The organism is Rouxiella sp. WC2420, from assembly GCF_041200025.1.
Lineage (GTDB): Bacteria > Pseudomonadota > Gammaproteobacteria > Enterobacterales > Enterobacteriaceae > Rouxiella.
The window spans coordinates 5,239,310-5,260,830 of the sequence record NZ_CP165628.1 but is presented as its reverse complement, the minus strand read 5'-3'; the positions used below and the strand labels follow the sequence as shown (position 1 = coordinate 5,260,830).

The following is a 21,521-nucleotide window of genomic DNA, read 5'->3' as shown; positions in this document are numbered from 1 at the left end:
ACTCGTACTTTATATCACCAGCAATCCTAAGCCAAAGGCTTAGTAGACTGACTTACCGCTGCTGTCTTTAACGTTGCTTTTCCAGGCTGTCTGGATTTGAGAAACAACAGACTGTGGTAAAGAAGCGTAATCCAGACCGGTAGTCAGCTTGTCACCGTTTTTATAGGCCCAGTCAAAGAACTTCAGCACTTCCGCGCCTTTGGCCGCGTCTTGCTGTTGTTTATAGACCAGAATAAAGGTGGTGGAAGAGATTGGCCACGCATTGTCGCCCTTCTGGAAAGTCAGATCCTGAGCAAAGGTTTTGCTCCAGTCTGCGCCTTTGGCTGCCGCGCTGAATGACTCTTCTGAAGGAGAAATCGCTTTACCGCTGGCATCAACCAGTTTGGTGTAAGTCAGATTGTTTTGCTTGGCGTAAGCATACTCAACATAGCCGATTGAACCTGGCAGACGTTGTACAAAAGCAGCAACGCCGTCGTTGCCTTTACCGCCTAAACCGACAGGCCAGTTTACGGTAGTACCCACGCCGATGTCTTTTTTCCAGTCCGCGTTAGCTTTGGACAGGTAGCTAGTAAATACGAAAGAAGTACCAGAACCATCGGCGCGACGAACCACGGCGATGTTGGTATCAGGCAGTTTTACGCCTGGGTTCAGCTTAGTTATCTCTGCATCATTCCATTTTTTGATTTTGCCCAGGTAAATATCACCCAGAGCTTTACCATCCAGAGTCAACTCACCGGATTTCACACCAGGAATGTTTACTGCCAGAACAACACCACCGATAACGGTAGGGAACTGGAACAGGCCGTTCTTCTCGAGATCAGCGTCGCTCATAGGCGCATCTGATGCTCCGAAGTCCACGGTTTTGGCAATAATCTGCTTTACGCCGCCGGAAGAACCGATGCCTTGGTAGTTAACTTGAACACCGGTAGATTTATTGTAAGCATCAGCCCATTTTGCATAAACTGGAGCAGGGAAAGTACCGCCTGCGCCAGTCAGATTAGTTGCTGAAAAGGCAGACATTGCTGTTAAAGAGAAAGTCGCTGCCACAATACCGGCGACAGTTGTACGCATCAGTTTCATATTCCACTCCTGGTGGTTATCTACCCTATGACATTGGAGTTGCAGCAACACAGTAAGTGAACGAATCCCGATAGGCCTACAGTAGTAAGTAATTCGGGTAAGCGAACGTCGCTGATACAGCTGTAGCTTCAATTACAACGGATAATTTTGATTCGACTCAAGTCGAAGCTTAGTAAAGTGTTTAGCACAGGAGCAAAATAGGACAGTTTAGTGACACTAAAATGTAGGTTATATGACAGTTTTGTGACAGCGTGCAATTTATGAACTTATACGTTACCGAATAACCTCCCGCAACCCCAGGCGCAGCTGGTAATCGCCGTAGGCGATCGATTTTTCGAAGGTAAATCCGCTTTTAATAGCTTGTTTAATCGCAACAATATTATCGGGCATCACAAGACAACAAACAGGACGGCTCAACGTTTTATCCTGCCAGTCGAGGATGGCACATTTCGCTTCATAGCCATAACCAAAACCGTGGAAGTCAGAGTGTAATAATGTCCCAATTTCCAACATGTCAGGCATTGATGGCATGGTGTCTCGCTTAAAGTCTGCGAATCCTATCTCACCGATAATAGTATTACAGGGTTTCAGTTTGATTATCCAATACCCAAAACCCAAAACCCAGCGTTGCCCACATGCCATGGTACTGTAACCACAGTGACCAGCAAGCCTCTCGCCCTATCACCCCTGGAGGAACAAATCGCATAGCTATATCATCTTGATAGATATGCAACATTGCAGGAAAATCCTCCACACTGCACCCGCAGAGAATTAATCTGTCTGTTTCGATAATTGGTATGACGCTTTCCATTATGATTCCTTCGCCAATTTAACATAATTCGCTTGTGAGGTTTTTATCTCGGGCTTGGATTTCAGCTGGTTTTTGCATGCCTGTTTCAACCAGACGCGATCAATTTTACCGGTTGCCGTTTTAGGCAATTCTTCCATCACCGTAAAATCGTAGGGCAACATGTAGTCGGGTAGAATTTCAGCGATTTTTTCCTGTATCAGCGCTAACCCTTGATTGACGTCTTTAAGACTCAGGCAAACGTGAAGCGTTGCGCCGTATTTTTCATGAGGTAAAGAGACAACAGCCACCTCTTCGACTTCTTCAATAGATGTAAACGCGTTCTCAACGTCGCCAATTTCGACCCGATAACCGCGGGTTTTCACCATATTATCCATCCGGCCTTTGTAAATGATCTCCCCTTTTTCATTGATATAACCATAATCTCCGGTGCGAAACGCCAATGTCGGATACTGATGAAAGGGGCTTTGGATCAGCTTCTCGCGCGTCAGTTCAGGCGCGGTAAAATACCCGGCAAACACCGTACTGCCACGCACCAGGATCTCCCCTGACTCGCCGTGTGGCAGTAAATTCATTGCTTCATCAACGATATAGATTTCCGTATCGTCGACAGGGAAACCGATCGGTATTTCGCTAGTTTCCGTAGTTGGCTTTGAAACGTGCTGGCAGGTCACGATGTTAGTTTCTGTTGGACCATAAATGTTGGCCACGGCGGTAGTCGGCAGACAGTCCATGACGCGGCGCAGCCAGCAGGGCGAGAAAGGCTCTCCGGCGTAAAGCAGCGTTCGCAGACTCGGTATTCCGCGCTGCAATTCACCTTTACTTAACCAGCGGATATAGGCCGAAGGCACGGTGTACACCACGCTAACGTTTTTATCACGCATATAGCTCACCACATTGAGCGGCGAGTTATCAAAATTCTCGGGGACGATGACCAGACAAGCGCCGCTGAGCAAGGTAGTAAAAATATCAAACACTGAAAGGTCAAACTGCAAAGGCGCGCGACTGAACACTCGATCGCCTGGCGTAATGGCAAACTCTTTTTGCATCCAGCAGATAAAAGAGCAAGCATTGCGGTGTGTGATCATGATGCCTTTCGGCTAGCCAGTCGATCCTGAGGTATAAAGGATATAGGCTACGTTATCGCTTAGATTCTTTTCATACAACGTGGTAGTTAACGAGTTGTCCTGTGCTGAGAAATTATCTAGCAATGTCACAAATGCATTATCTCCAGGCGAATCTAATATTTCCCGGTATTTATTCTGCACCATGATATGTTTCAGTTCGGCAGATATAATTAAATCACTGACCCAGGCATTTGGTGCGTGTATATTAATGGGTATATAAATTAGCCCAGCGGATAATGCACCCAACATTGCGCCAATCGCCATAGGTGTGACATCGGAAAGAATACCGATATGATCACCTTTTTTTAAACCATGCGATTGGTAATAACGACAAAAACCTTGGCTTAGCTTTTCAATATATTGATAAGTAAATTTCTGATCGCCGTACTCAACGGCAATATTATCCGAGAACCGGCGTAATCCACCTGCCATTAATTCTGGTAAGGTCACCGCGTTTAATAAAAGCATACATTGCATCCATTAATGTGTGTTAATCAGTAAACTGACTGTTCCGGGAGCCTGATTCGACAGGGTTACCTGAGAAATCGTGCCGGTGGCAATTAGCGGAACGGCATCATCCCGAGCGGCAGAAGAAATCAGCCAGGCCAGTGCCCCTTCTCGCCAGCCAACGTCATTGGCGTTGACCGAAAGCTGGCCGGCATCTTTTCCCAATCCCCATGCTGTGGACTGGATATGCCCCATCAGATCGTGATTTTTTCCCTCCTCGACAAATCCCTGCAACAGAAATTGCTCTTGATTGGCAACGGGAGCTGGCAACGACATTTCAGGGCTGAGATGGAAAGGGGTGAAAAAGAACAGTTCGCCAATGGCAGAATGAGAGATACGTTTGGTCAGTCGGAAGCCAAACTCATTTAGCAATAGCTCCAAAGCACCAGATTGGTAAGCCAGAGATTCAAGAAACTCGCTTGATGAAATCTGTACCCCTCGTTCGGTATGCTGACTACTAAGATCGGTGCAGCCACATTTAGCGTAATAAGCCATTCTTGCGCTGGTGGTCTGCTCGCTGCTGGAAAATCCGGAGATAATAACCTCGGTATTTCGCCCCTTCAGCTCGGACAGCACTCGCAGCGGGTCACTTAGGTTGCCAAAACAGTTGAAGGGAAAGAACACGCAACTTTTTGAGGAAATATCGTGCTCACTATAGGGCAGCACGCAATGAAGATGATCCGCCGAAAGATGTTCTATCTGCGCGCTACAATTTTCGGGCAGCTGGCAGGCAGCAATTCTGGCTTTACCCAGCTCCGCCAACCAACGAACCAGCTCGACACCGCGATAATTCACTTTATATTTCAACGCGACGTGAAGGTAACGGCCATAACCACAGCCGATTTCTACAAACTGACTCAGCCCGCTGGCCGAGTTTTCCAGATAGCCGGCTATCTGGCGTTTTTCCTCATTCAAATACGCGGTGACTTCGGGAGTCAGCATTCTAGCGTCAAACATTCGCCAGCCATTTTTTTGGCCATAGAACATTTCGACACGGTCTTTTGCAGCAACATCATACGTGAGCATAACTTTCCCCGTCTGGCGTCAATGCAACTCCCGCCCGCTGCCATTGCTGCTTGATATCGGCAAACAGCATTAGCATGTGATCAATTTGCTGCTGGGTATTCAGAGCTGTCACGGTAATGCGCAGCGCTTCTTTTCCCCTGGGCATGGTTGGATAAGGACAAGCAGTCAGGAAAATACCTTTTTGATAGAGATACTTAGAGGCATTGATAAGCGTTTGAGTATTTCCCGCCCAAACAGAAATAATCGGAAACAGTGTCTGCGTCATAACGTGGAAACCGAGACCACGCAGCCCTTCCACCAGCGACACAGTAAGTTTATAAACGTCGGCGCGACGCTGTTCACCGATTTTTGGTAATAAATCGAGAGCCGCATCGAGCACGCCGAGGCAGAACGGAGTAGAGGGATGGGTATAGTCCAGAGGTTTGGCGTAGGCCATCAGATACTCTTTCATCTCTGGCGTAACCGCGGCGAATGCGGCACTGGCTGCGAGACCTTTGGCAGTACCGGCGACATACATGGTATTGGCCGGCGAGGTTCCCTGATGGTTGATAATGCCGTTACCTTTGCTACCGTATGGGTGCTGCACATCAGGATTTTCACCGACAAATCCAAACCCATGGCCGTCATCAACATAAAGCAGTGCCTGATATTTTTCGACCAAGGGAGTCAGCCCCGCGAGATCGGCATAATCGCCGGTCATGCTGTACACGCCATCTACGCAGACCATTTTTCTCGGGCAATGACTATGGGTTTTCAATAAAGTTTCCAGCGCATCCATATCTCCCTGGGCAAAGCTTTTTAGAATCGCCCCCTTGTCCCGCGCCATCTGTGCAGCCTGATACATCGTGGCATGTGCTGATTTATCAAGGATTATCAGATCTCCCTTTTGCACCAACGCCGGAATAATGCCGATACTGGTCAGCGTGGTGTTGGGAAACAGCAGCGTATCCTCGGCACCGATAAAGGTAGCGAGTTTCTTTTCAACCTGAGTGAAAAGTTCGTGGTAGCCCATTAATCGGGCACGGCTAGTATGCATGCCAAAAGCCTTGGCAGCCTGCACGCCTTTATCGAGGAGCACCTCCTGTTCACAGTCAAAACCGAGATAATTACAGGACGCAAAATCGAAAAGCTTCTTACCATGCACGTCAGTGAGCTCACGATGTTCAACTTTAGTAATGCGCACATCATATTGCTGGCTCTGCTTAAGCACTAAAAGCAGCGGATCGCGCTCACTGGAGCTTGCTTGCAAAAAACTGTTTTGAATATTCATTTTCATCTTCTTATATTTAGCAGAAATTACGTTGGATTAATAAAAACCAATCCGGAGACACAACAACGCCGAATTCCCTAAGAATTAGAGAAATTAAATTAAAAAATGATGTAATAAAACCTGTAATTATTAAAATTAATGATATTGAAGCAATTGTTTTGTTTGCACTAATAAAACCCTGCATCTTTAATGATTTATTTATAAATTATATATAGCACCTCATATAATAGATAATAAATATAGATTGATTCAGTAAAGTAAACTTCGCGACAACTATATTTTATTTCCGCCGATATAAATATCAAAAAACACTTTTCAATACTAATCTGGGAGATGTCTTGGGAAAATAAAAAAACCTCCTATGCAAAAGCAACAGGAGGTTTATAACTAACGAACAGCTCGCCGCCAGTAACAGGCTTTGAGTACGACTTATTCCACGGTTACCGATTTCGCCAGGTTACGAGGCTGATCGACATCGGTGCCTTTGATTAACGCGACGTGGTAAGACAACAGCTGTAACGGCACGGTGTAGAAGATTGGCGCAACAATTTGCTCGACGTGTGGCAGCTGAATAACTTTCATGCCGTCACTATCTGTAAAGCCTGCGTCCTGATCGGCGAAGACGTAAAGCTGACCGCCGCGAGCACGTACTTCTTCAATGTTGGATTTCAGTTTTTCCAGCAGCTCGTTGTTTGGAGCAACAACAATTACCGGCATATCGGCGTCAATCAACGCTAATGGGCCATGTTTTAACTCACCGGCAGCATAGGCTTCAGCGTGAATATACGAAATTTCTTTCAGCTTCAGCGCCCCTTCCATCGCGATCGGGTACTGATCGCCGCGACCCAGGAACAGTGCGTGATGTTTGTCGGAGAAGCCTTCAGCCAGCGCTTCGATGGTTTTATCCAGTGACAGCATCTGCTCGATGCGCGCAGGCAACGCCTGCAGGCCATGAACGATATCGTGTTCAACCTGCTCGCTCATGCCTTTCAAACGGCCAACGCGCGCCACCAGCATCAGCAGAACGGTTAACTGAGTCGTAAATGCCTTGGTAGACGCTACACCGATCTCAGTTCCCGCTTTGGTCATCAGCGCCAGGTCAGATTCACGCACCAAAGAGGAGCCGGCTACGTTACAAACGGCAAGGGAGCCCAGGAAGCCCAGCTCTTTAGAAAGACGCAGTGCAGCTAACGTATCGGCGGTTTCACCGGACTGAGACAGAGTGATGATCAGGCTGCCAGGACGAACGGCAGATTTGCGATAGCGGAATTCAGAAGCAATTTCTACGTCGCACGGCACACCGGCCAGCGCTTCAAACCAATAACGCGCCACCATACCTGAGTGATATGAGGTGCCGCAGGCAATGATCTGTACGTGTTGAACTTTAGCCAGCATCGCGTCTGCATCGGCTCCCAGCTCGCTGAGATCAATTTGACCGTGGCTGAAACGCCCTTCAAGGGTATTTTTAATCGCCTGAGGCTGTTCGTAGATCTCTTTTTGCATGTAATGACGGTACGCGCCTTTATCACCGGCGTCATACTGTACTTGAGATTCGATTTCAGGACGCTCGACCGGCTTGCCGGTTTTATCAAACACGTTAACTTCACGGCGTTTTACTTCTGCAACGTCGCCTTCTTCAAGGAACATAAAACGACGTGTTACAGGCAGCAAGGCCAGCTGATCGGAGGCAATAAAGTTTTCACCAACACCACGACCAATGACCAGTGGGCTACCAGATCGCGCAGCCACCAGCACGGAAGGATCGCGTTTGTCCATCACCACAGTGCCGTAAGCGCCACGTAGTTGAGGAATGACGCGAAGTACCGCTTCCAGCAAAGTACCACCTTGCAGCAGCTCCCAGTGCACCAGATGAGCGATAACTTCGGTATCAGTTTGCGACTCGAAGCGATATCCGCGCTCGATCAGCAATACTCGCAGCGGTTCGAAGTTTTCGATAATGCCGTTATGCACAACCGCAATGTAATCAGACACGTGCGGATGAGCATTAACTTCAGATGGTTCTCCGTGAGTCGCCCAACGGGTGTGAGCAATACCGGTACCACCGTGCAGTGGATGAGCTTCCAGCGCATCAGCCAGCTTCTGCACTTTACCAACACGGCGCAAGCGGCCCATGTGACCTTCGTTATCCACTACTGCCAAACCAGCAGAGTCATAGCCGCGGTATTCCAGACGGCGTAATCCTTCCAACAGAATTTCAGCTATATCGCGTTGCGCTACTGCGCCAACAATTCCACACATCGGTTTTATTCCTATAGAAGGTCTGTTCGCAGACCTTTTTTGATGCCTTGACCTGATTGATAGCCGCTCCGGTCATGGTTCCATGCCGTGCGGGTTCCCCGAGCCTGTAGAGAAGGGGATTATTATGTTTTGCGCTGACCATAACGTGGTGACGGGCAGAGCAAAACACAATGACGCCGAATAAAACGGGTGCAGCAAACTGCACCCTTGACGCTTACCGACTATTATCGTTTGGACGGATGCTTCCAATTTGGCTTATGCACCTGAGTCACGCGGCTTATCACCAGGCCGCCGTCTGGAACATCGCGAACGACCGTGGTTCCGGCAGCAATACTCACATTGTTACCGACGTTAACCGGAGCCACCAGCTGAGTATCCGAGCCGACAAAGACGTTATCGCCAATCGTCGTTTGCCATTTATTCACGCCATCATAGTTACAGGTGATCGTACCTGCACCAATATTAACGTTATCGCCGATCACCGCATCGCCAAGATAGCTGAGGTGTCCGGCTTTGGTGCCAGTTCCGAGACGCGCTTTCTTGATTTCAACAAAGTTGCCGACGTGCGCTGCCTGACCCAGCTCGGCGCCAGGGCGCAGACGAGCAAACGGACCAACAGTACAATCTGCCTGCACGATAGCCCCCTCGAACACGCTGTAAGGACTGATCACACAGTCATCGCCGATGGTGCAGTCTTTCAGCACGCAGCCTGCGCCGATAGTGACACGATTACCCAGCTTGACCTTGCCTTCAATAATTACGTTTACGTCGATGCTAACGTCAATGCCGTGCGACAGTTCACCGCGTAAATCGAAACGAGAGGGGTCCATCAGCATTACGCCCGCCAGCAGCAAACGTTCGGCTTGCTCCTGTTGATAAACACGCTCAAGACGAGAAAGTTGCAGGCGGTTGTTCACACCTTCAACTTCGCTAAGGCGCGCGGGATGCACGGTGGCAATCTTATGGCCTTCTGCATGCGCCATCGCAATGATATCGGTGATGTAATATTCACCCTGCGCATTATTGTTTGAAAGCTTGCTCAGCCAGCGCTTGAACGATGCACCGTTGGCGACGAGTATACCGGTATTAATCTCATTGATTTTCAGCTGCTCGGCCGAGGCATCTTTCTGCTCGATAATGCCGACTACCTCACCGTTTTCACGGACAATGCGGCCATAACCGGCAGGATCGTCCAGCTTGACGGTTAGCAAACCAATTCCACCCTGTGGCTTGGCAGACAGCAGCTTTTGCAAAGTCTCAACGGAAATCAGCGGTACATCGCCGTAAAGCATTAACACATCTTCGTCATCAGCAAAGTGAGGCGCAGCCTGCTGCATTGCGTGTCCGGTACCCAATTGCTCAGCCTGCAACACCCAGTTTAAACAGCTGGTGGCCAGATTCTGCTTAAGCAGGTCTCCACCATGGCCATAAACCAGATGCACATTGCTTGCCCCCATACGAGTGGCAGCATCAATAACATGCTGAACCATCGCTTTTCCGGCAAGCGGATGCAGTACTTTGGGAAGATTGGAATACATGCGTGTGCCCTTGCCTGCGGCGAGGACCACGACACTTAATGCGCTGTTAGACATAAGCAACCTGACAAATCCAGTTTGATTGACAAAAGTAACCCGTTAGCCGATCGGATTACTACATATTTTTCATTAAAAACTACCCCCAAGCCGCACTGGGCAAGGGTTGAACACTCTGTAAACGACTCAGCAGGAATCGCGCTAAAAGTGTCTCCAATAGTAGACAGTATTTCATTGAAACGGCCGGAATTGAATGAAGAAGATGCTGAAAACAGGGCTTTTTTAAAGATAAAAAAAAAGCGACCCGAAGGTCGCTTTTCAACTGGCAGTGCGTTTATCACCAATACGGCTTTCGCCAATCAGTAACCCGCTTTCCTGGTCAATTCGATCACGCGAAGTTTCGCGAGCGCTTTGGCCAGTTCTGCAGACGCCCGAGCATAGTCGACGTCGCCGTTAGAACCATTGATATGTTCTTCCGCTTTACGCTTAGCTTCAAGCGCGCGCGCTTCGTCGAGGTCTACTCCACGGATTGCAGTGTCAGCCAACACGGTAGTTGCGTTCGGTTGCACCTCAAGGATGCCGCCGGAGAGATAGATATACTCTTCTTCGCCGTGTTCTTTAACAATGCGCACCATGCCAGGCTTGATGGCGGTGAGCAGCGGGGCGTGACCAGGGAAAATACCCAGCTCACCTTCGCTACCCGTCACCTGGATTTTCTGCACCAGGCCGGAATACATTCTCTTTTCCGCGCTGACAACATCCAGATGGTAAGCTTTTTCAGCCATGTCACCTTCCTCTCTCAATACTGCAACGATCTTTATCCCCTAAGGGAGAACATTACAGTTTTTTGGCTTTTTCCACAGCTTCTTCGATCGGACCAACCATGTAGAACGCTTGTTCTGGCAGGTGGTCGTAGTCGCCTTCGATGATGCCTTTGAAACCACGAATGGTATCTTTCAGCGGTACGAATTTGCCTGGAGCGCCGGTAAATACTTCAGCAACGAAGAATGGCTGAGACAGGAAACGTTCGATTTTACGCGCACGGGATACAACCAGCTTGTCTTCTTCAGCCAGCTCGTCCATACCCAGGATCGCGATAATATCTTTCAGTTCCTTGTAACGCTGCAGAACAGACTGCACGCCACGAGCCACGTCATAGTGCTCTTGACCTACTACCAGCGGATCAAGCTGACGGCTGGTTGAGTCAAGTGGATCTACCGCTGGGTAGATACCCAGAGAGGCGATCTGACGGCTCAGTACCACGGTCGCATCCAAGTGGGCGAAGGTGGTTGCCGGAGATGGGTCAGTCAAGTCATCCGCAGGAACGTAAACGGCCTGAACAGAGGTGATTGAACCGTCTTTGGTAGAGGTGATACGCTCTTGCAGAGCACCCATCTCTTCCGCCAGCGTTGGCTGATAACCTACCGCAGATGGCATACGACCCAGAAGTGCAGACACTTCGGTACCCGCCAGGGTGTAACGGTAAATGTTATCGATGAACAGCAGAACGTCACGGCCTTCATCACGGAATTTCTCCGCCATGGTCAGGCCAGTCAGTGCTACGCGCAGACGGTTACCCGGTGGCTCGTTCATCTGACCGTAAACCAGTGCAACTTTGTCGATAACGTTGGAGTCAGTCATCTCGTGGTAGAAGTCGTTACCCTCACGAGTACGCTCACCCACGCCTGCAAACACAGAGAAACCTGAGTGCTCGGCCGCGATGTTACGGATAAGCTCCATCATGTTTACAGTTTTACCAACACCAGCACCGCCGAACAGGCCGACTTTACCGCCCTTGGCGAACGGACACATCAGGTCCATTACCTTGATACCGGTTTCCAGCAGTTCCTGGGAGTTTGCCAGCTCTTCGTAAGAAGGAGCAGCACGGTGAATACCACGACGTTCTTCTTCGCCGATTTCACCTTTCATGTCGATTGGTTCACCCAATACGTTCATGATGCGACCCAGAGTCGCAGTACCTACCGGTACTTCGATTGGGTGTTGCAGGTCGTTCACTTTCAGACCGCGACGCAGGCCATCTGATGTACCCATTGCGATACAGCGAACAACGCCACCGCCGATCTGTTGCTGAACTTCGAGCACCAGCTTGGAGGTACCGTTTTCTACCTCAAGAGCAGTGTACACTTTAGGTACTGCATCTTGAGGGAACTCGACGTCCACCACGGCGCCGATTACCTGGATAATCTTTCCAGTAGCCATCTTGAATCCTCTACGTAATTCGTAAACCTAGCTTAAACCGCGGAGGCTCCCCCGACGATCTCGGTGAGTTCCTGAGTGATGCTGGCCTGACGAGCTTTGTTGTATACCAACTGCAGCTCTTTGATCAGGCTGCCGCCGTTATCGGTGGCGGCTTTCATCGCTACCATTCGCGCGGCCTGTTCGCTGGCCAGGTTTTCTACGACGCCCTGATAAACCTGAGACTCTACGTAGCGACGCAGGAGGACATCCAGCAGCGCTTTAGGGTCTGGCTCATACAGGTAATCCCAGGACTTGTTCGCCAGCCCGCCGTTTTCTTCCGCAGGCGGAAGTGGCAGCAGCTGCACGATTCTTGGTTCCTGAGACATGGTATTGACGAATTTGTTGCTAACAATGCACAGCTTGTCTAAACGACCTTCATCGTAGGCTTGCAGCATCACTGCTACCGGACCGATCAGTTCTGACAGAGAAGGGTTATCCCCCATGCCAGTAACCTGGGCAACGACGTTGCCACCCACGGAACCGAAGAAAGATGCAGCTTTAGAACCGATCAGAGCCAAGTCAACCTCGACGCCCTGCTCAGCCCAGCCTTTCGCTTCTGTCAGCAGTTTCTTGAACAAGTTAGTGTTCAAGCCGCCACAAAGACCGCGATCGGTAGACACGACCAAATACCCAACGCGCTTGATTTTACGCTCGTCCAGGTATGGGTGCTTGTATTCCAGATTACCTTGCGCAAGGTGACCAATCACTTTGCGAATGGTGTCTGCATAAGGACGGCTGGCCGCCATGCGTTCCTGCGTTTTACGCATTTTGGAGGCGGCGACCATTTCCATCGCTTTAGTGATCTTTTGCGTGTTTTGCACGCTGCCGATCTTACTACGTATCTCTTTTCCGCCGGCCATCTCTGCTTCTCCTCATTACTAACTGCCCTACCGAATTAACGGTAAGGCAGTTAAGTATTACCAGGACTGGGTTGCTTTGAAGGTCTCAAGGATAGATTGGAATTTACCCTCGATTTCCTTGTCGTACGCACCAGTTTGGTTGATTTGTTGCATAAGCTCAGCGTGCTCGCGGTCAGCATAAGCCAACAGCGCAGCCTCGAAGCTACCCACTTTAGACAGCTCGACGTCTTCCAGGAAACCACGTTCTGCAGCGAACAGAATCAGTGACTGTGCAACGATTGACATCGGTGCGTACTGTTTCTGTTTCAGCAGCTCGGTCACTTTCTGACCGTGGTTCAACTGTTTACGGGTCGCTTCATCCAAGTCGGATGCAAACTGTGAGAACGCAGCCAGTTCACGATATTGTGCCAGAGCGGTACGGATACCACCGGACAGTTTTTTCATGATCTTGGTCTGTGCAGCGCCACCAACACGGGATACGGAGATACCCGGGTTAACCGCTGGACGAATACCGGAGTTAAACAGGCTTGATTCCAGGAAGATCTGACCATCGGTAATCGAGATTACGTTGGTCGGAACGAACGCGGAAACGTCACCAGCTTGCGTTTCGATAATCGGCAGTGCAGTCAGAGAGCCGGTTTTACCTTTCACTTCACCCTTGGTGAATGCTTCAACGTAATCAGCGCTAACGCGAGATGCACGCTCCAGCAAACGGGAGTGGAGGTAGAACACGTCACCTGGATAAGCTTCACGACCTGGCGGACGACGCAACAGCAGCGAGATCTGACGGTATGCAACAGCCTGTTTAGACAGGTCATCGTATACGATCAGTGCATCTTCACCGCGGTCACGGAAGTATTCACCCATCGCGCAACCAGAGTATGGTGCCAGGTATTGCAGCGCAGCTGATTCAGATGCGGTAGCAACAACAACAATGGTGTTGGCCAGTGCGCCGTGCTCTTCCAGTTTGCGAACCACGTTGGAAACGGTGGAAGCTTTCTGACCGATAGCGACGTAAATACATTTGATACCGGAATCGCGCTGGTTGATGATCGCATCAATAGCCAGAGCAGTTTTACCGGTTTGACGGTCACCGATTACCAGTTCACGCTGACCACGACCGATTGGGATCATGGCATCGACTGACTTGTAGCCAGTCTGAACAGGTTCGTCAACGGATTGACGATCGATAACGCCCGGTGCGATAGCTTCTACAGGAGAGAAACCGTCGTTTTCAACCGGACCTTTACCATCAATTGGTGCACCCAGGGTGTTAACCACACGGCCCAGCAGGCCACGGCCTACTGGAACTTCAAGGATACGACCAGTACATTTTACTTTCATCCCTTCGGCGAGGTCTGAGTAAGGGCCCATAACTACGGCACCTACAGAGTCACGCTCCAGGTTCAGGGCGATAGCGTAGCGGTTACCCGGCAGCGCAATCATTTCGCCTTGCATGACTTCGGCCAGGCCGTTCACGCGGATGATCCCGTCAGAGACGGAAACGATAGTACCTTCATTGTGAGCTTCGCTCACCACATTGAACTGAGCAATGCGCTGCTTGATCAGTTCGCTGATTTCGGTGGAATTCAGTTGCATGCTCCAGTCCCCTTAAGACTGCAAGACGTCTGCCAGGCGTTCTAGACGACTGCGAACGCTGCCATCAATCACCATATCACCTGCACGGATTACGATCCCGGCAAGAACAGACTTGTCAATTTTGCAATTCAGCTTAACTTTGCGAGACAAACGTTTTTCCATCGCAGCAGCGATTTTCGCCTGCTGTTCTTCAGACAGAACGTTGGCAGAAATAACTTCTACTTCAACGGTCGCCTCCAATGCTGCACGCAGTTCAATAAACTGCTCCAGCACTTCAGGAAGAACGCGTAAACGTTTGTTGTCAGCCATAACCTTAATCAGGTTCTGACCCGCTTCGTCGAGTTGTTCACCACATACGCCGATAAAAACATTCGAAAGCGCTTCAGGTGCCATAGCACCTGTGAGCAACTCTGAAATCTGTTTATCGCGTGTGACTTCAGCCGTGAACGCGAGCATTGACTGCCAGCGATCCAAGCTTTGGTGCTCAACGGCAAAGTCAAAAGCTGCTTTGGCGTAGGGGCGAGCTACCGTAGTAAATTGTGACATCAGCCCCTCCCTCCTTACAGTTCAGCGACCAGTTTATCAACGATGTCGCTGTTAGCAGCTTCATCCACGGAACGTTCGATGATTTTCTCGGCGCCAGCAATAGCCAAAATACCGACTTGTTTACGTAACTCTTCACGAGCACGTTGACGTTCTGCGTCGATCTCTGCCTTCGCTTGCGTCACGATTTTGTTACGTTCCTGCTCAGCTTCAGTTTTAGCATCTTCGATGATCTGAGTTCTGCGCTTGTTGGCTTGCTCAATGATCACCTGGGCTTCCGCTTTGGCTTTAATCAGTTGGTCGGTCGCATCGGCTTGCGCTAAATCCAGCTCTTTTTTGGCTTGTTCTGCGGAAGATAAACCGTCAGCAATTTCTTTCTGACGCTTTTCGATGGCAGCCATAATTGGCGGCCATACGTACTTCATGCAGAACCAGACAAACAGGACGAACGCGATAGCCTGGCCGAGGATTGTTGCGTTAAGATTCACAGCACAATGCCTCTTTCAAAGTGAATTAGTTGATGTCTATCGTTTAACTCAGAGCGAACTCTGTGTTAGGCAACAGCGAACATCACGTACAGGCCCAGACCAACAGCGATCATCGGGATGGCGTCGACCAGACCCATAACGATAAAGAACTGTGTACGCAGCAGAGGAATCAGGTCAGGCTGACGAGCAGCGCCTTCCAAGAATTTACCACCCAGGATGCCGATACCGATCGCAGCACCGATTGCCGCCAGGCCCATCATCACAGCGGCAGCCATGTACAGCAGATCCATACTCAGGTTTTCCATGACAGTCTCCAGTTTGTTTCAGTTAAAACGCAGTAGTGTTGAAAGAAAAATCAGTGTTTTTCAGATGCCATCGACAGATAGACAATCGTCAGAACCATGAAGATAAAGGCTTGCAATGTAATGATCAGGATGTGGAAAATGGCCCAGGGCACACTTAGAATCCACTGTGACCACCACGGCAGCAGGCCAGCAATAAGGATGAAGATCAACTCACCCGCATACATATTGCCAAACAGTCGCAGACCCAGTGAAACTGGTTTGGACAGCAGGCTGACACCTTCAAGAATCAGGTTAATCGGAATGAAAACCGGATGATTGAAGGGTTGCATTGTCAGTTCCTTAACGAAACCGCCAACGCCTTTCATCTTAATGCTATAGAAAAGAATCAAAATGAATACGCCCAGAGCCATCGACAACGTAACGTTTACGTCAGCGGTAGGCACAACACGCAGAGCTGGCAAACCGATTACATGCTCGCCAATGTATGGCAGCAGGTCGATAGGCAGCAAATCCATCAAGTTCATCAAGAACACCCAGACGAACACAGTCAGTGCGAGAGGCGCGATCACTTTGCTTTTGCCGTGATACATGTCACGCACATTGCCGTCGACAAAACCGACAATCAGCTCTACAGCCGTTTGCAGTTTACCGGGAACACCACTAGTGGCGTTTTTGGCGACGCGATGGAAAATAACCAAAAAGAGTACCCCGAGGACCACGGAGAAAAACATCGAATCGATGTTAATCGACCAGAATCCCGTCCCAACCTGAAGCTGTGTCAGATGGTGACCGATATACTCTTGTGGAGTAGAGATTTCTCCTGATGCAGACATGATGCCTCTTACCCTTTAGTAGTTAAGTACGGTTATCTACGGTTACGACCGGTTAATTAAGGCCGGAGCTACTATCTGCGTGATTAGCACAGATAAATAGGCCACACCCAACGGAGCTAAAGCAGCCTTGAAAAGGCCCAGCGCGATAACCAGCAAAGTTATGGTGACCACAACTTTCAGCGCTTCTCCAATGGCAAATGACCAGGCAACTCGTCCAGAGACCGTTGTTTGCGCCTGTTGGCGCCACGCATACAGCATAAACAGTGCATTCGGTAACCAGGCAGCCATTCCCCCCATAAGAGCGGAGGTAGACCACGACAGGCTTTTAAATCCAAATGCTGCACTGAGAAGGACAAACGTCAATAGCTGCAGTATTAACAGCTTTCTCGCTACTTTCCCGCCGTTCTTATCGTATAAGGAGTAAGACACAGACATGACGTTTATTCTCTCGTACCTAACTGGAGGTATGCTGAATGCCGTATAACACTGCCTTACCCCTAAAGAGTCAAGCAGCAAAAAACGTGCAAATTATACGGGCCACTCAAACGAATTCAATGGATAAGTAGCGAAAAGGTGAACAATTATTTAATTTGACCTTTTTAGAGCTATTTTCATAAGGAAACTATAGCCCTGAATAACTACAAATCGACTGTCGAATTATTCCATAGCCTAACAAATATACGTGCGCGAGATCACAAAACTACTATTTTCATGCCAGTTTATTTGCAAGCCGTGAATAATCTAAATTATTAAACTGTTATTAATGTCCTTATAAAACAACATGTTGTAGGTGTTATTTTTTTATAAAAATGCAACAATCAATTACCCGGCTGTTTTTTCACAAACACATAACAAATAACAACAACTTGATTACATCAAAAATATCGGCCACTTAAAGGAAATTCAATTTCAACAGTGATTATTTCGCATTGGATTAAAGCCAAAAGGTCAATCCGATGATACTGGAGTGTAAAACTCCAGTAAAAAGCTATTAAATAACCAAACTAGTTAGCTTGCTTATTTTTACCTTAATTAAACATCCGCTTTATGACCGATTTATTGATGCAGGACAAACTTAGTTCGCTGTTAAAATCACCAGATGTCTTTCGCCTTCTAATTCTGGTACCCGCAGCTTGATAATCTCTTGTAGCTTAACGTTTTCTGGCAAAGTAGCTAATTCTTCATTCGGGCTTAATCCCTTCAGCGCATAAAAACGCCCCTGCCCTTTTACCGGCAAATGATGACACCAGGTAAGCATGTCTTGCAGCGAAGCAAAAGCACGGCTGATTACGCCGTCAAACGCAGGCTCGGGAATAAACTCCTCTACCCTACTCTGCACCGGCTCGACATTTTTCAGCCCCAACTCATGCTGCACCTGACGCAGGAAGCGTACGCGCTTGCCCAGGCTGTCTAACAGGGTGAAATGCGCATCGGGACGCACAATCGCCAGTGGGATGCCCGGAAGCCCCGGCCCGGTGCCGACGTCGATAAAACGGCTGCCCTGCAGATGTGGATTAACCACGATGCTGTCAAGAATGTGACGAACCAGCATTTGCATCGGATCACGCACCGACGTCAGGTTGTAGGTTTTATTCCATTTATGCAGCAACTCAACGTAGCCAATTAGCTGTTGTTTTTGTTGATCGGGTAGCGCTATTCCTGCCGCAGCAAGCAGCGAGTCCAATTTCTTTTGCATGGGTTATCCTTGAGACAATCTGCTGCCACCGCCGCTTTCAATAAAACCGCGGTGGCAAAGCTGATTAGGCACTGCGACGCAGCAGGCCTTGCTTTTTCAGCCAGACTAAAAGTATTGATATTGCAGCCGGGGTAATTCCCGAAATGCGGGTAGCTTGCCCGATTGACGTTGGACGATGATCGTTAAGTTTCGCGATCACTTCATTCGACAGGCCGTTAACCTGCTTGTAGTCCAGCGTTTCCGGCAGCAGCGTATTTTCATTGCGCTGCTGTTTTTCGATTTCTTCCTGCTGACGAGCGATATAACCCTCGTACTTCACCTGGATCTCGACCTGTTCTGCGGCCTGAGCATCACTCACCGCTGGCGCGAAGGCCTCGAGGCGAGTCAGCAGATCGTAGGTCATCTCAGGTCGGCGCAGCAGCTCTTCAGCACTGGCTTCTTTTGACAGCGGAGCAGAAAGTCGGGTATTGATTTCAGCAACCTGAGCGTGGTTTGGGCTAACCCAGATGCCACGCAAGCGCTGACGTTCCAGCTCGATCATTTCACGTTTTTCGTTGAATCGCGCCCAACGAGCATCATCAACCAGACCCAGTTCACGGCCTTTTTCCGTCAGACGAAGATCGGCGTTGTCTTCACGCAGCATCAAACGGTATTCGGCACGGGAAGTAAACATGCGGTACGGTTCTTTGGTACCCAGCGTGCACAGGTCGTCAACCAGCACGCCCAGATAAGCCTGGTCACGACGCGGCGCCCAGCCTTCCTGTTCGGTGGCGCTACGTGCAGCATTGAGGCCGGCAAGCAGGCCTTGAGCCGCAGCTTCTTCGTAACCTGTCGTTCCATTGATTTGTCCGGCAAAGAACAGACCTTGAATAAATTTGCTTTCCAGCGTCGGTTTTAAATCGCGAGGATCGAAGAAATCGTATTCGATGGCATAGCCAGGTCGAACGATCACTGCGTTTTCCATGCCTTGCATCGAACGGACGATTTGCATTTGCACGTCGAACGGCAAACTGGTGGAGATCCCGTTTGGATAAACTTCGTTGCTGGTCAAGCCTTCAGGTTCAAGGAAGATCTGGTGAGCGTTACGATCCGCAAAACGCATGACTTTGTCTTCGATCGATGGGCAATAGCGTGGTCCGATCCCTTCGATGATCCCGGCATACATTGGGCTGCGATCCAGGTTATTACGGATCACATCATGCGTTTTTTCGTTAGTGTGCGTGATGTAACAAGGGATCTGACGCGGGTGCTGTGCAGCATTGCCCATGAACGAGAATACTGGAGCTACCTCATCGCCGTGCTGTTGACCAAGTACGCTGAAATCGATAGTACGGGCATCGATACGTGGTGGAGTTCCGGTTTTAAGGCGATTAACGCGCAGCGGCAGTTCACGCAGACGTTGTGACAGTGAAATGGCAGGAGGATCTCCCGCACGGCCACCGCTGTAGTTTTCAAGGCCAATGTGAATCTTGCCGTCCAGGAAGGTTCCCACGGTTAAAACTACTGCTTTGGCACGGAATTTAAGGCCCATCTGAGTTACAGCGCCGACAACGCGATCGTTTTCGACGATCAAGTCTTCAACAGGCTGCTGGAAGATCATTAGATTTGGCTGATTTTCTAAAGCTGTACGCACTGCCTGCCGGTAAAGTACGCGGTCTGCCTGAGCTCGAGTGGCTCGTACAGCGGGTCCTTTACTGGCGTTTAGTATCCTAAACTGGATGCCGGCATGATCGATCGCCGTAGCCATCAAACCACCGAGTGCGTCCACTTCTTTTACCAGATGTCCTTTCCCGATCCCGCCAATGGCTGGGTTACACGACATTTGTCCAAGCGTGTCGATATTGTGGGTTAACAACAGGGTTTGACGTCCCATTCTGGCTGAAGCCATGGCCGCTTCAGTGCCTGCATGGCCTCCACCGATGATGATGACGTCAAATTGATCTGGATAAAACATGGTACTGCACCTCGAAGTTCAACGAACGATCGTATTGCGTTGGGAAAACGGATTCTACGCGAGTTTGGAGCTTCCACAAGCCCTAGGGGATCGTCACTAATTAAAAGAAGATCTTTTTATTTAAAGATCTCTTACTACTAACTCTTATTAGGATCGCGATCCTCTGTGTATAAGTCATTATTGTCTATTTAGATCAATATGCTATAGAGGATCGAATGCTGTGAATGATCGGTGATCCCATTGCGTATAAGCTGGGATCTAAATGGCGACTTATGCACAGCACCAAAAGCGGGCAAGGGTTGTTAGAGGGATAACTACCGGTTTTACACCGCTTTAGAGCATAGTTATCCACATCTGATCGGGTAAAATTTACACTTATCTGAGCAAATTAATCCAATTTAGTACCCAAACCTCGGCCGGATCTTCAGGAATTTCGTGTTGGGTCACGTCGATCTCTAAGCGATCGCCAATTCTTTGAGCACCTAAAGCTGTCAATTTTTGATCCAAAGTGCGGATCGCACCATTAAATGTGTCGTATTCACTGCTGCCTAAACCGAGCGCACCAAAGCGAACATTGGACAGATCCGGTTGCTGATCGTCAATTTGCTCAAGAAGAGGCTGAAGGTTGTCAGGAAGCTCTCCGGCACCGTGAGTTGAGCAAACCACCAGCCAAATACCGCTGGTTGGGAGTTCATACAGTTCAGGGCCGTGAAAAAGCTCAGTCGAAAAACCGGCTTCTTTAAGCTTCTCTTCTACATGTTCAGCGACATATTCTGCGCTGCCAAGCGTACTGCCACTGATCAGGGTGATGTCAGACATAAGGCTCTTACCCAAAAAAGAATGGCTATTGTACGCTGTGAATCAGCTGGGATCTACCTGTGGATAATAAGGTATTAAAATTTATTACTCAGGGCTGGATCGTACGCATGATGGGGTTCTGTAAGGAGATTAGTGTTTCTGTAGACTGAATTTCGTCGATGGTCTGGATCTTGTTGATAAGTACCTGTTGCAGGGCATCGATTGATCGGCACATGACTTTAATGAAGATGCTGTAATGGCCTGTGGTGTAATAGGCTTCCACAACTTCTTCCAGGCTTTCCAGGCGTCTCAGGGCCGAGGGATAGTCTTTGGCGCTCTTGAGAATGATGCCGATAAAGCAGCAAACGTCATAGCCGAGACGCTTGGGATCGACGTTTACACGGGTGCCGGTGATGATCCCCGCCTGTTTCATTTTCTCGACTCTGACGTGAATAGTGCCTGGACTGACGTTAAAAGACTTGGCCAATTCGGCATAGGCCACGCGCGCGTTGTCCATTAATGCGTTTAGAATTCCGCGATCCAGATCGTCAATTTGATAATTATCAGACATTAATTA

At 49.2% G+C, this 21,521-nt stretch carries 22 protein-coding genes and 1 pseudogene; 1 reads left to right on the top strand and 22 read right to left on the bottom strand.

What is annotated here, in order from left to right; all coding sequences use genetic code 11:
• Positions 1 to 39: 39 nt before the first annotated feature.
• The 9 genes and pseudogenes from pstS to glmU form a co-directional block, all read right to left on the bottom strand.
• Positions 40 to 1,080 (bottom strand): phosphate ABC transporter substrate-binding protein PstS, encoded by a 1,041-nt coding sequence (gene pstS, locus AB3G37_RS24210; protein WP_009637502.1) that lies wholly within the window; start codon positions 1,078 to 1,080, stop codon positions 40 to 42.
• A gap of 273 nt (positions 1,081 to 1,353) precedes the next feature.
• A complete protein-coding gene (locus AB3G37_RS24205) occupies positions 1,354 to 1,722 on the bottom strand; it encodes a GNAT family N-acetyltransferase (protein WP_369789296.1) in 369 nt (122 codons plus the stop codon).
• A complete protein-coding gene (locus AB3G37_RS24200; protein WP_369791032.1) occupies positions 1,658 to 1,891 on the bottom strand; it encodes a GNAT family N-acetyltransferase in 234 nt (77 codons plus the stop codon). The genes AB3G37_RS24205 and AB3G37_RS24200 overlap by 65 nt, the downstream gene beginning before the upstream one ends.
• A complete protein-coding gene (locus AB3G37_RS24195) occupies positions 1,891 to 2,256 on the bottom strand; it encodes a hypothetical protein (protein WP_369791027.1) in 366 nt (121 codons plus the stop codon). Before AB3G37_RS24195 ends, AB3G37_RS24200 begins: the two co-directional genes overlap by 1 nt.
• 195 nt (positions 2,257 to 2,451) lie before the next feature.
• A pseudogene (locus AB3G37_RS24190) lies at positions 2,452 to 3,447 on the bottom strand (AMP-binding protein); the annotation flags it as partial.
• 48 nt (positions 3,448 to 3,495) lie between these two features.
• On the bottom strand, positions 3,496 to 4,548 hold the full coding sequence (locus AB3G37_RS24185; RefSeq protein ID WP_369789295.1) for a hypothetical protein: 1,053 nt from the start codon (positions 4,546 to 4,548) through the stop codon (positions 3,496 to 3,498).
• Positions 4,535 to 5,818 carry an aminotransferase class I/II-fold pyridoxal phosphate-dependent enzyme gene (locus AB3G37_RS24180; RefSeq protein ID WP_369789294.1) on the bottom strand — a complete coding sequence of 428 codons (1,284 nt, stop codon included), beginning with the start codon at positions 5,816 to 5,818 and terminating at the stop codon, positions 4,535 to 4,537. The genes AB3G37_RS24185 and AB3G37_RS24180 overlap by 14 nt, the downstream gene beginning before the upstream one ends.
• A 429-nt stretch (positions 5,819 to 6,247) precedes the next feature.
• Positions 6,248 to 8,077 (bottom strand): glutamine--fructose-6-phosphate transaminase (isomerizing), encoded by a 1,830-nt coding sequence (gene glmS / locus AB3G37_RS24175; protein ID WP_369789293.1) that lies wholly within the window; start codon positions 8,075 to 8,077, stop codon positions 6,248 to 6,250.
• A 224-nt stretch (positions 8,078 to 8,301) separates the two neighbouring features.
• A complete protein-coding gene (gene glmU, locus AB3G37_RS24170; protein WP_369789292.1) occupies positions 8,302 to 9,669 on the bottom strand; it encodes a bifunctional UDP-N-acetylglucosamine diphosphorylase/glucosamine-1-phosphate N-acetyltransferase GlmU in 1,368 nt (455 codons plus the stop codon).
• A gap of 21 nt (positions 9,670 to 9,690) precedes the next feature.
• On the opposite strand from glmU, the gene AB3G37_RS24165 reads away from it, so the two are divergent.
• Positions 9,691 to 9,975, top strand: coding sequence for a hypothetical protein (locus tag AB3G37_RS24165; RefSeq protein ID WP_369789291.1), 285 nt, complete (start codon positions 9,691 to 9,693; stop codon positions 9,973 to 9,975).
• Here the strand turns inward: AB3G37_RS24165 and AB3G37_RS24160 are convergent.
• The 13 genes from AB3G37_RS24160 to asnC all read right to left on the bottom strand — a co-directional run bounded on the left by AB3G37_RS24160 (position 9,969) and on the right by asnC (position 21,515).
• On the bottom strand, positions 9,969 to 10,394 hold the full coding sequence (locus AB3G37_RS24160; RefSeq protein ID WP_009637510.1) for a F0F1 ATP synthase subunit epsilon: 426 nt from the start codon (positions 10,392 to 10,394) through the stop codon (positions 9,969 to 9,971). The two genes, AB3G37_RS24165 and AB3G37_RS24160, sit on opposite strands and share 7 nt — an antisense overlap.
• A gap of 52 nt (positions 10,395 to 10,446) precedes the next feature.
• Complete coding sequence (gene atpD / locus AB3G37_RS24155; RefSeq protein WP_009637511.1) at positions 10,447 to 11,829, bottom strand: F0F1 ATP synthase subunit beta; 1,383 nt, start codon at positions 11,827 to 11,829, stop codon at positions 10,447 to 10,449.
• A 32-nt stretch (positions 11,830 to 11,861) separates the two neighbouring features.
• A complete protein-coding gene (atpG, locus tag AB3G37_RS24150) occupies positions 11,862 to 12,728 on the bottom strand; it encodes a F0F1 ATP synthase subunit gamma (RefSeq protein ID WP_009637512.1) in 867 nt (288 codons plus the stop codon).
• 57 nt (positions 12,729 to 12,785) lie between these two features.
• Positions 12,786 to 14,327: a F0F1 ATP synthase subunit alpha gene (atpA, locus tag AB3G37_RS24145; protein ID WP_009637513.1), complete on the bottom strand. Its 1,542-nt coding sequence runs from the start codon at positions 14,325 to 14,327 to the stop codon at positions 12,786 to 12,788.
• A 12-nt stretch (positions 14,328 to 14,339) separates the two neighbouring features.
• A complete protein-coding gene (gene atpH, locus AB3G37_RS24140) occupies positions 14,340 to 14,873 on the bottom strand; it encodes a F0F1 ATP synthase subunit delta (RefSeq protein ID WP_009637514.1) in 534 nt (177 codons plus the stop codon).
• A 14-nt stretch (positions 14,874 to 14,887) separates the two neighbouring features.
• Entirely contained in the window at positions 14,888 to 15,358 is a 471-nt protein-coding gene (gene atpF, locus AB3G37_RS24135; protein ID WP_009637515.1) for a F0F1 ATP synthase subunit B, read from the bottom strand.
• A gap of 65 nt (positions 15,359 to 15,423) precedes the next feature.
• Positions 15,424 to 15,663, bottom strand: a complete 240-nt coding sequence (gene atpE, locus AB3G37_RS24130) for a F0F1 ATP synthase subunit C (protein ID WP_004093904.1) — start codon at positions 15,661 to 15,663, stop codon at positions 15,424 to 15,426.
• Positions 15,664 to 15,713: 50 nt separating this feature from the next.
• Complete coding sequence (atpB, locus tag AB3G37_RS24125; protein ID WP_009637517.1) at positions 15,714 to 16,496, bottom strand: F0F1 ATP synthase subunit A; 783 nt, start codon at positions 16,494 to 16,496, stop codon at positions 15,714 to 15,716.
• A 42-nt stretch (positions 16,497 to 16,538) separates the two neighbouring features.
• A complete protein-coding gene (gene atpI / locus AB3G37_RS24120; protein ID WP_037378640.1) occupies positions 16,539 to 16,931 on the bottom strand; it encodes a F0F1 ATP synthase subunit I in 393 nt (130 codons plus the stop codon).
• A gap of 640 nt (positions 16,932 to 17,571) precedes the next feature.
• A complete protein-coding gene (gene rsmG / locus AB3G37_RS24115) occupies positions 17,572 to 18,192 on the bottom strand; it encodes a 16S rRNA (guanine(527)-N(7))-methyltransferase RsmG (RefSeq protein WP_009637519.1) in 621 nt (206 codons plus the stop codon).
• A 64-nt stretch (positions 18,193 to 18,256) separates the two neighbouring features.
• Complete coding sequence (gene mnmG / locus AB3G37_RS24110) at positions 18,257 to 20,146, bottom strand: tRNA uridine-5-carboxymethylaminomethyl(34) synthesis enzyme MnmG (RefSeq protein WP_009637520.1); 1,890 nt, start codon at positions 20,144 to 20,146, stop codon at positions 18,257 to 18,259.
• Positions 20,147 to 20,521: 375 nt separating this feature from the next.
• Positions 20,522 to 20,965: an FMN-binding protein MioC gene (mioC, locus tag AB3G37_RS24105; protein ID WP_009637521.1), complete on the bottom strand. Its 444-nt coding sequence runs from the start codon at positions 20,963 to 20,965 to the stop codon at positions 20,522 to 20,524.
• An 88-nt stretch (positions 20,966 to 21,053) separates the two neighbouring features.
• A complete protein-coding gene (gene asnC / locus AB3G37_RS24100; protein WP_009637522.1) occupies positions 21,054 to 21,515 on the bottom strand; it encodes a transcriptional regulator AsnC in 462 nt (153 codons plus the stop codon).
• Positions 21,516 to 21,521 lie beyond the last annotated feature (6 nt).

Excerpts from the sequence above, each read along its gene's own strand:
- pstS (WP_009637502.1), bottom strand. The coding sequence starts at position 1,080 with ATGAAACTGATGCGTACAACTGTCGCCGGTATTGTGGCAGCGACTTTC.
- mioC (WP_009637521.1), bottom strand. The coding sequence starts at position 20,965 with ATGTCTGACATCACCCTGATCAGTGGCAGTACGCTTGGCAGCGCAGAA.
- atpA (WP_009637513.1), bottom strand. The coding sequence starts at position 14,327 with ATGCAACTGAATTCCACCGAAATCAGCGAACTGATCAAGCAGCGCATT.
- AB3G37_RS24180 (WP_369789294.1), bottom strand. The coding sequence starts at position 5,818 with ATGAATATTCAAAACAGTTTTTTGCAAGCAAGCTCCAGTGAGCGCGAT.
- AB3G37_RS24205 (WP_369789296.1), bottom strand. The coding sequence starts at position 1,722 with ATGGCATGTGGGCAACGCTGGGTTTTGGGTTTTGGGTATTGGATAATC.
- asnC (WP_009637522.1), bottom strand. The coding sequence starts at position 21,515 with ATGTCTGATAATTATCAAATTGACGATCTGGATCGCGGAATTCTAAAC.
- AB3G37_RS24195 (WP_369791027.1), bottom strand. The coding sequence starts at position 2,256 with ATGGTGAAAACCCGCGGTTATCGGGTCGAAATTGGCGACGTTGAGAAC.
- atpH (WP_009637514.1), bottom strand. The coding sequence starts at position 14,873 with ATGTCACAATTTACTACGGTAGCTCGCCCCTACGCCAAAGCAGCTTTT.
- atpG (WP_009637512.1), bottom strand. The coding sequence starts at position 12,728 with ATGGCCGGCGGAAAAGAGATACGTAGTAAGATCGGCAGCGTGCAAAAC.
- AB3G37_RS24160 (WP_009637510.1), bottom strand. The coding sequence starts at position 10,394 with ATGGCTGAAAAAGCTTACCATCTGGATGTTGTCAGCGCGGAAAAGAGA.
- AB3G37_RS24185 (WP_369789295.1), bottom strand. The coding sequence starts at position 4,548 with ATGCTCACGTATGATGTTGCTGCAAAAGACCGTGTCGAAATGTTCTAT.
- atpD (WP_009637511.1), bottom strand. The coding sequence starts at position 11,829 with ATGGCTACTGGAAAGATTATCCAGGTAATCGGCGCCGTGGTGGACGTC.
- glmU (WP_369789292.1), bottom strand. The coding sequence starts at position 9,669 with ATGTCTAACAGCGCATTAAGTGTCGTGGTCCTCGCCGCAGGCAAGGGC.
- rsmG (WP_009637519.1), bottom strand. The coding sequence starts at position 18,192 with ATGCAAAAGAAATTGGACTCGCTGCTTGCTGCGGCAGGAATAGCGCTA.
- AB3G37_RS24200 (WP_369791032.1), bottom strand. The coding sequence starts at position 1,891 with ATGGAAAGCGTCATACCAATTATCGAAACAGACAGATTAATTCTCTGC.
- atpB (WP_009637517.1), bottom strand. The coding sequence starts at position 16,496 with ATGTCTGCATCAGGAGAAATCTCTACTCCACAAGAGTATATCGGTCAC.
- atpI (WP_037378640.1), bottom strand. The coding sequence starts at position 16,931 with ATGTCTGTGTCTTACTCCTTATACGATAAGAACGGCGGGAAAGTAGCG.
- mnmG (WP_009637520.1), bottom strand. The coding sequence starts at position 20,146 with ATGTTTTATCCAGATCAATTTGACGTCATCATCATCGGTGGAGGCCAT.
- atpE (WP_004093904.1), bottom strand. The coding sequence starts at position 15,663 with ATGGAAAACCTGAGTATGGATCTGCTGTACATGGCTGCCGCTGTGATG.
- glmS (WP_369789293.1), bottom strand. The coding sequence starts at position 8,077 with ATGTGTGGAATTGTTGGCGCAGTAGCGCAACGCGATATAGCTGAAATT.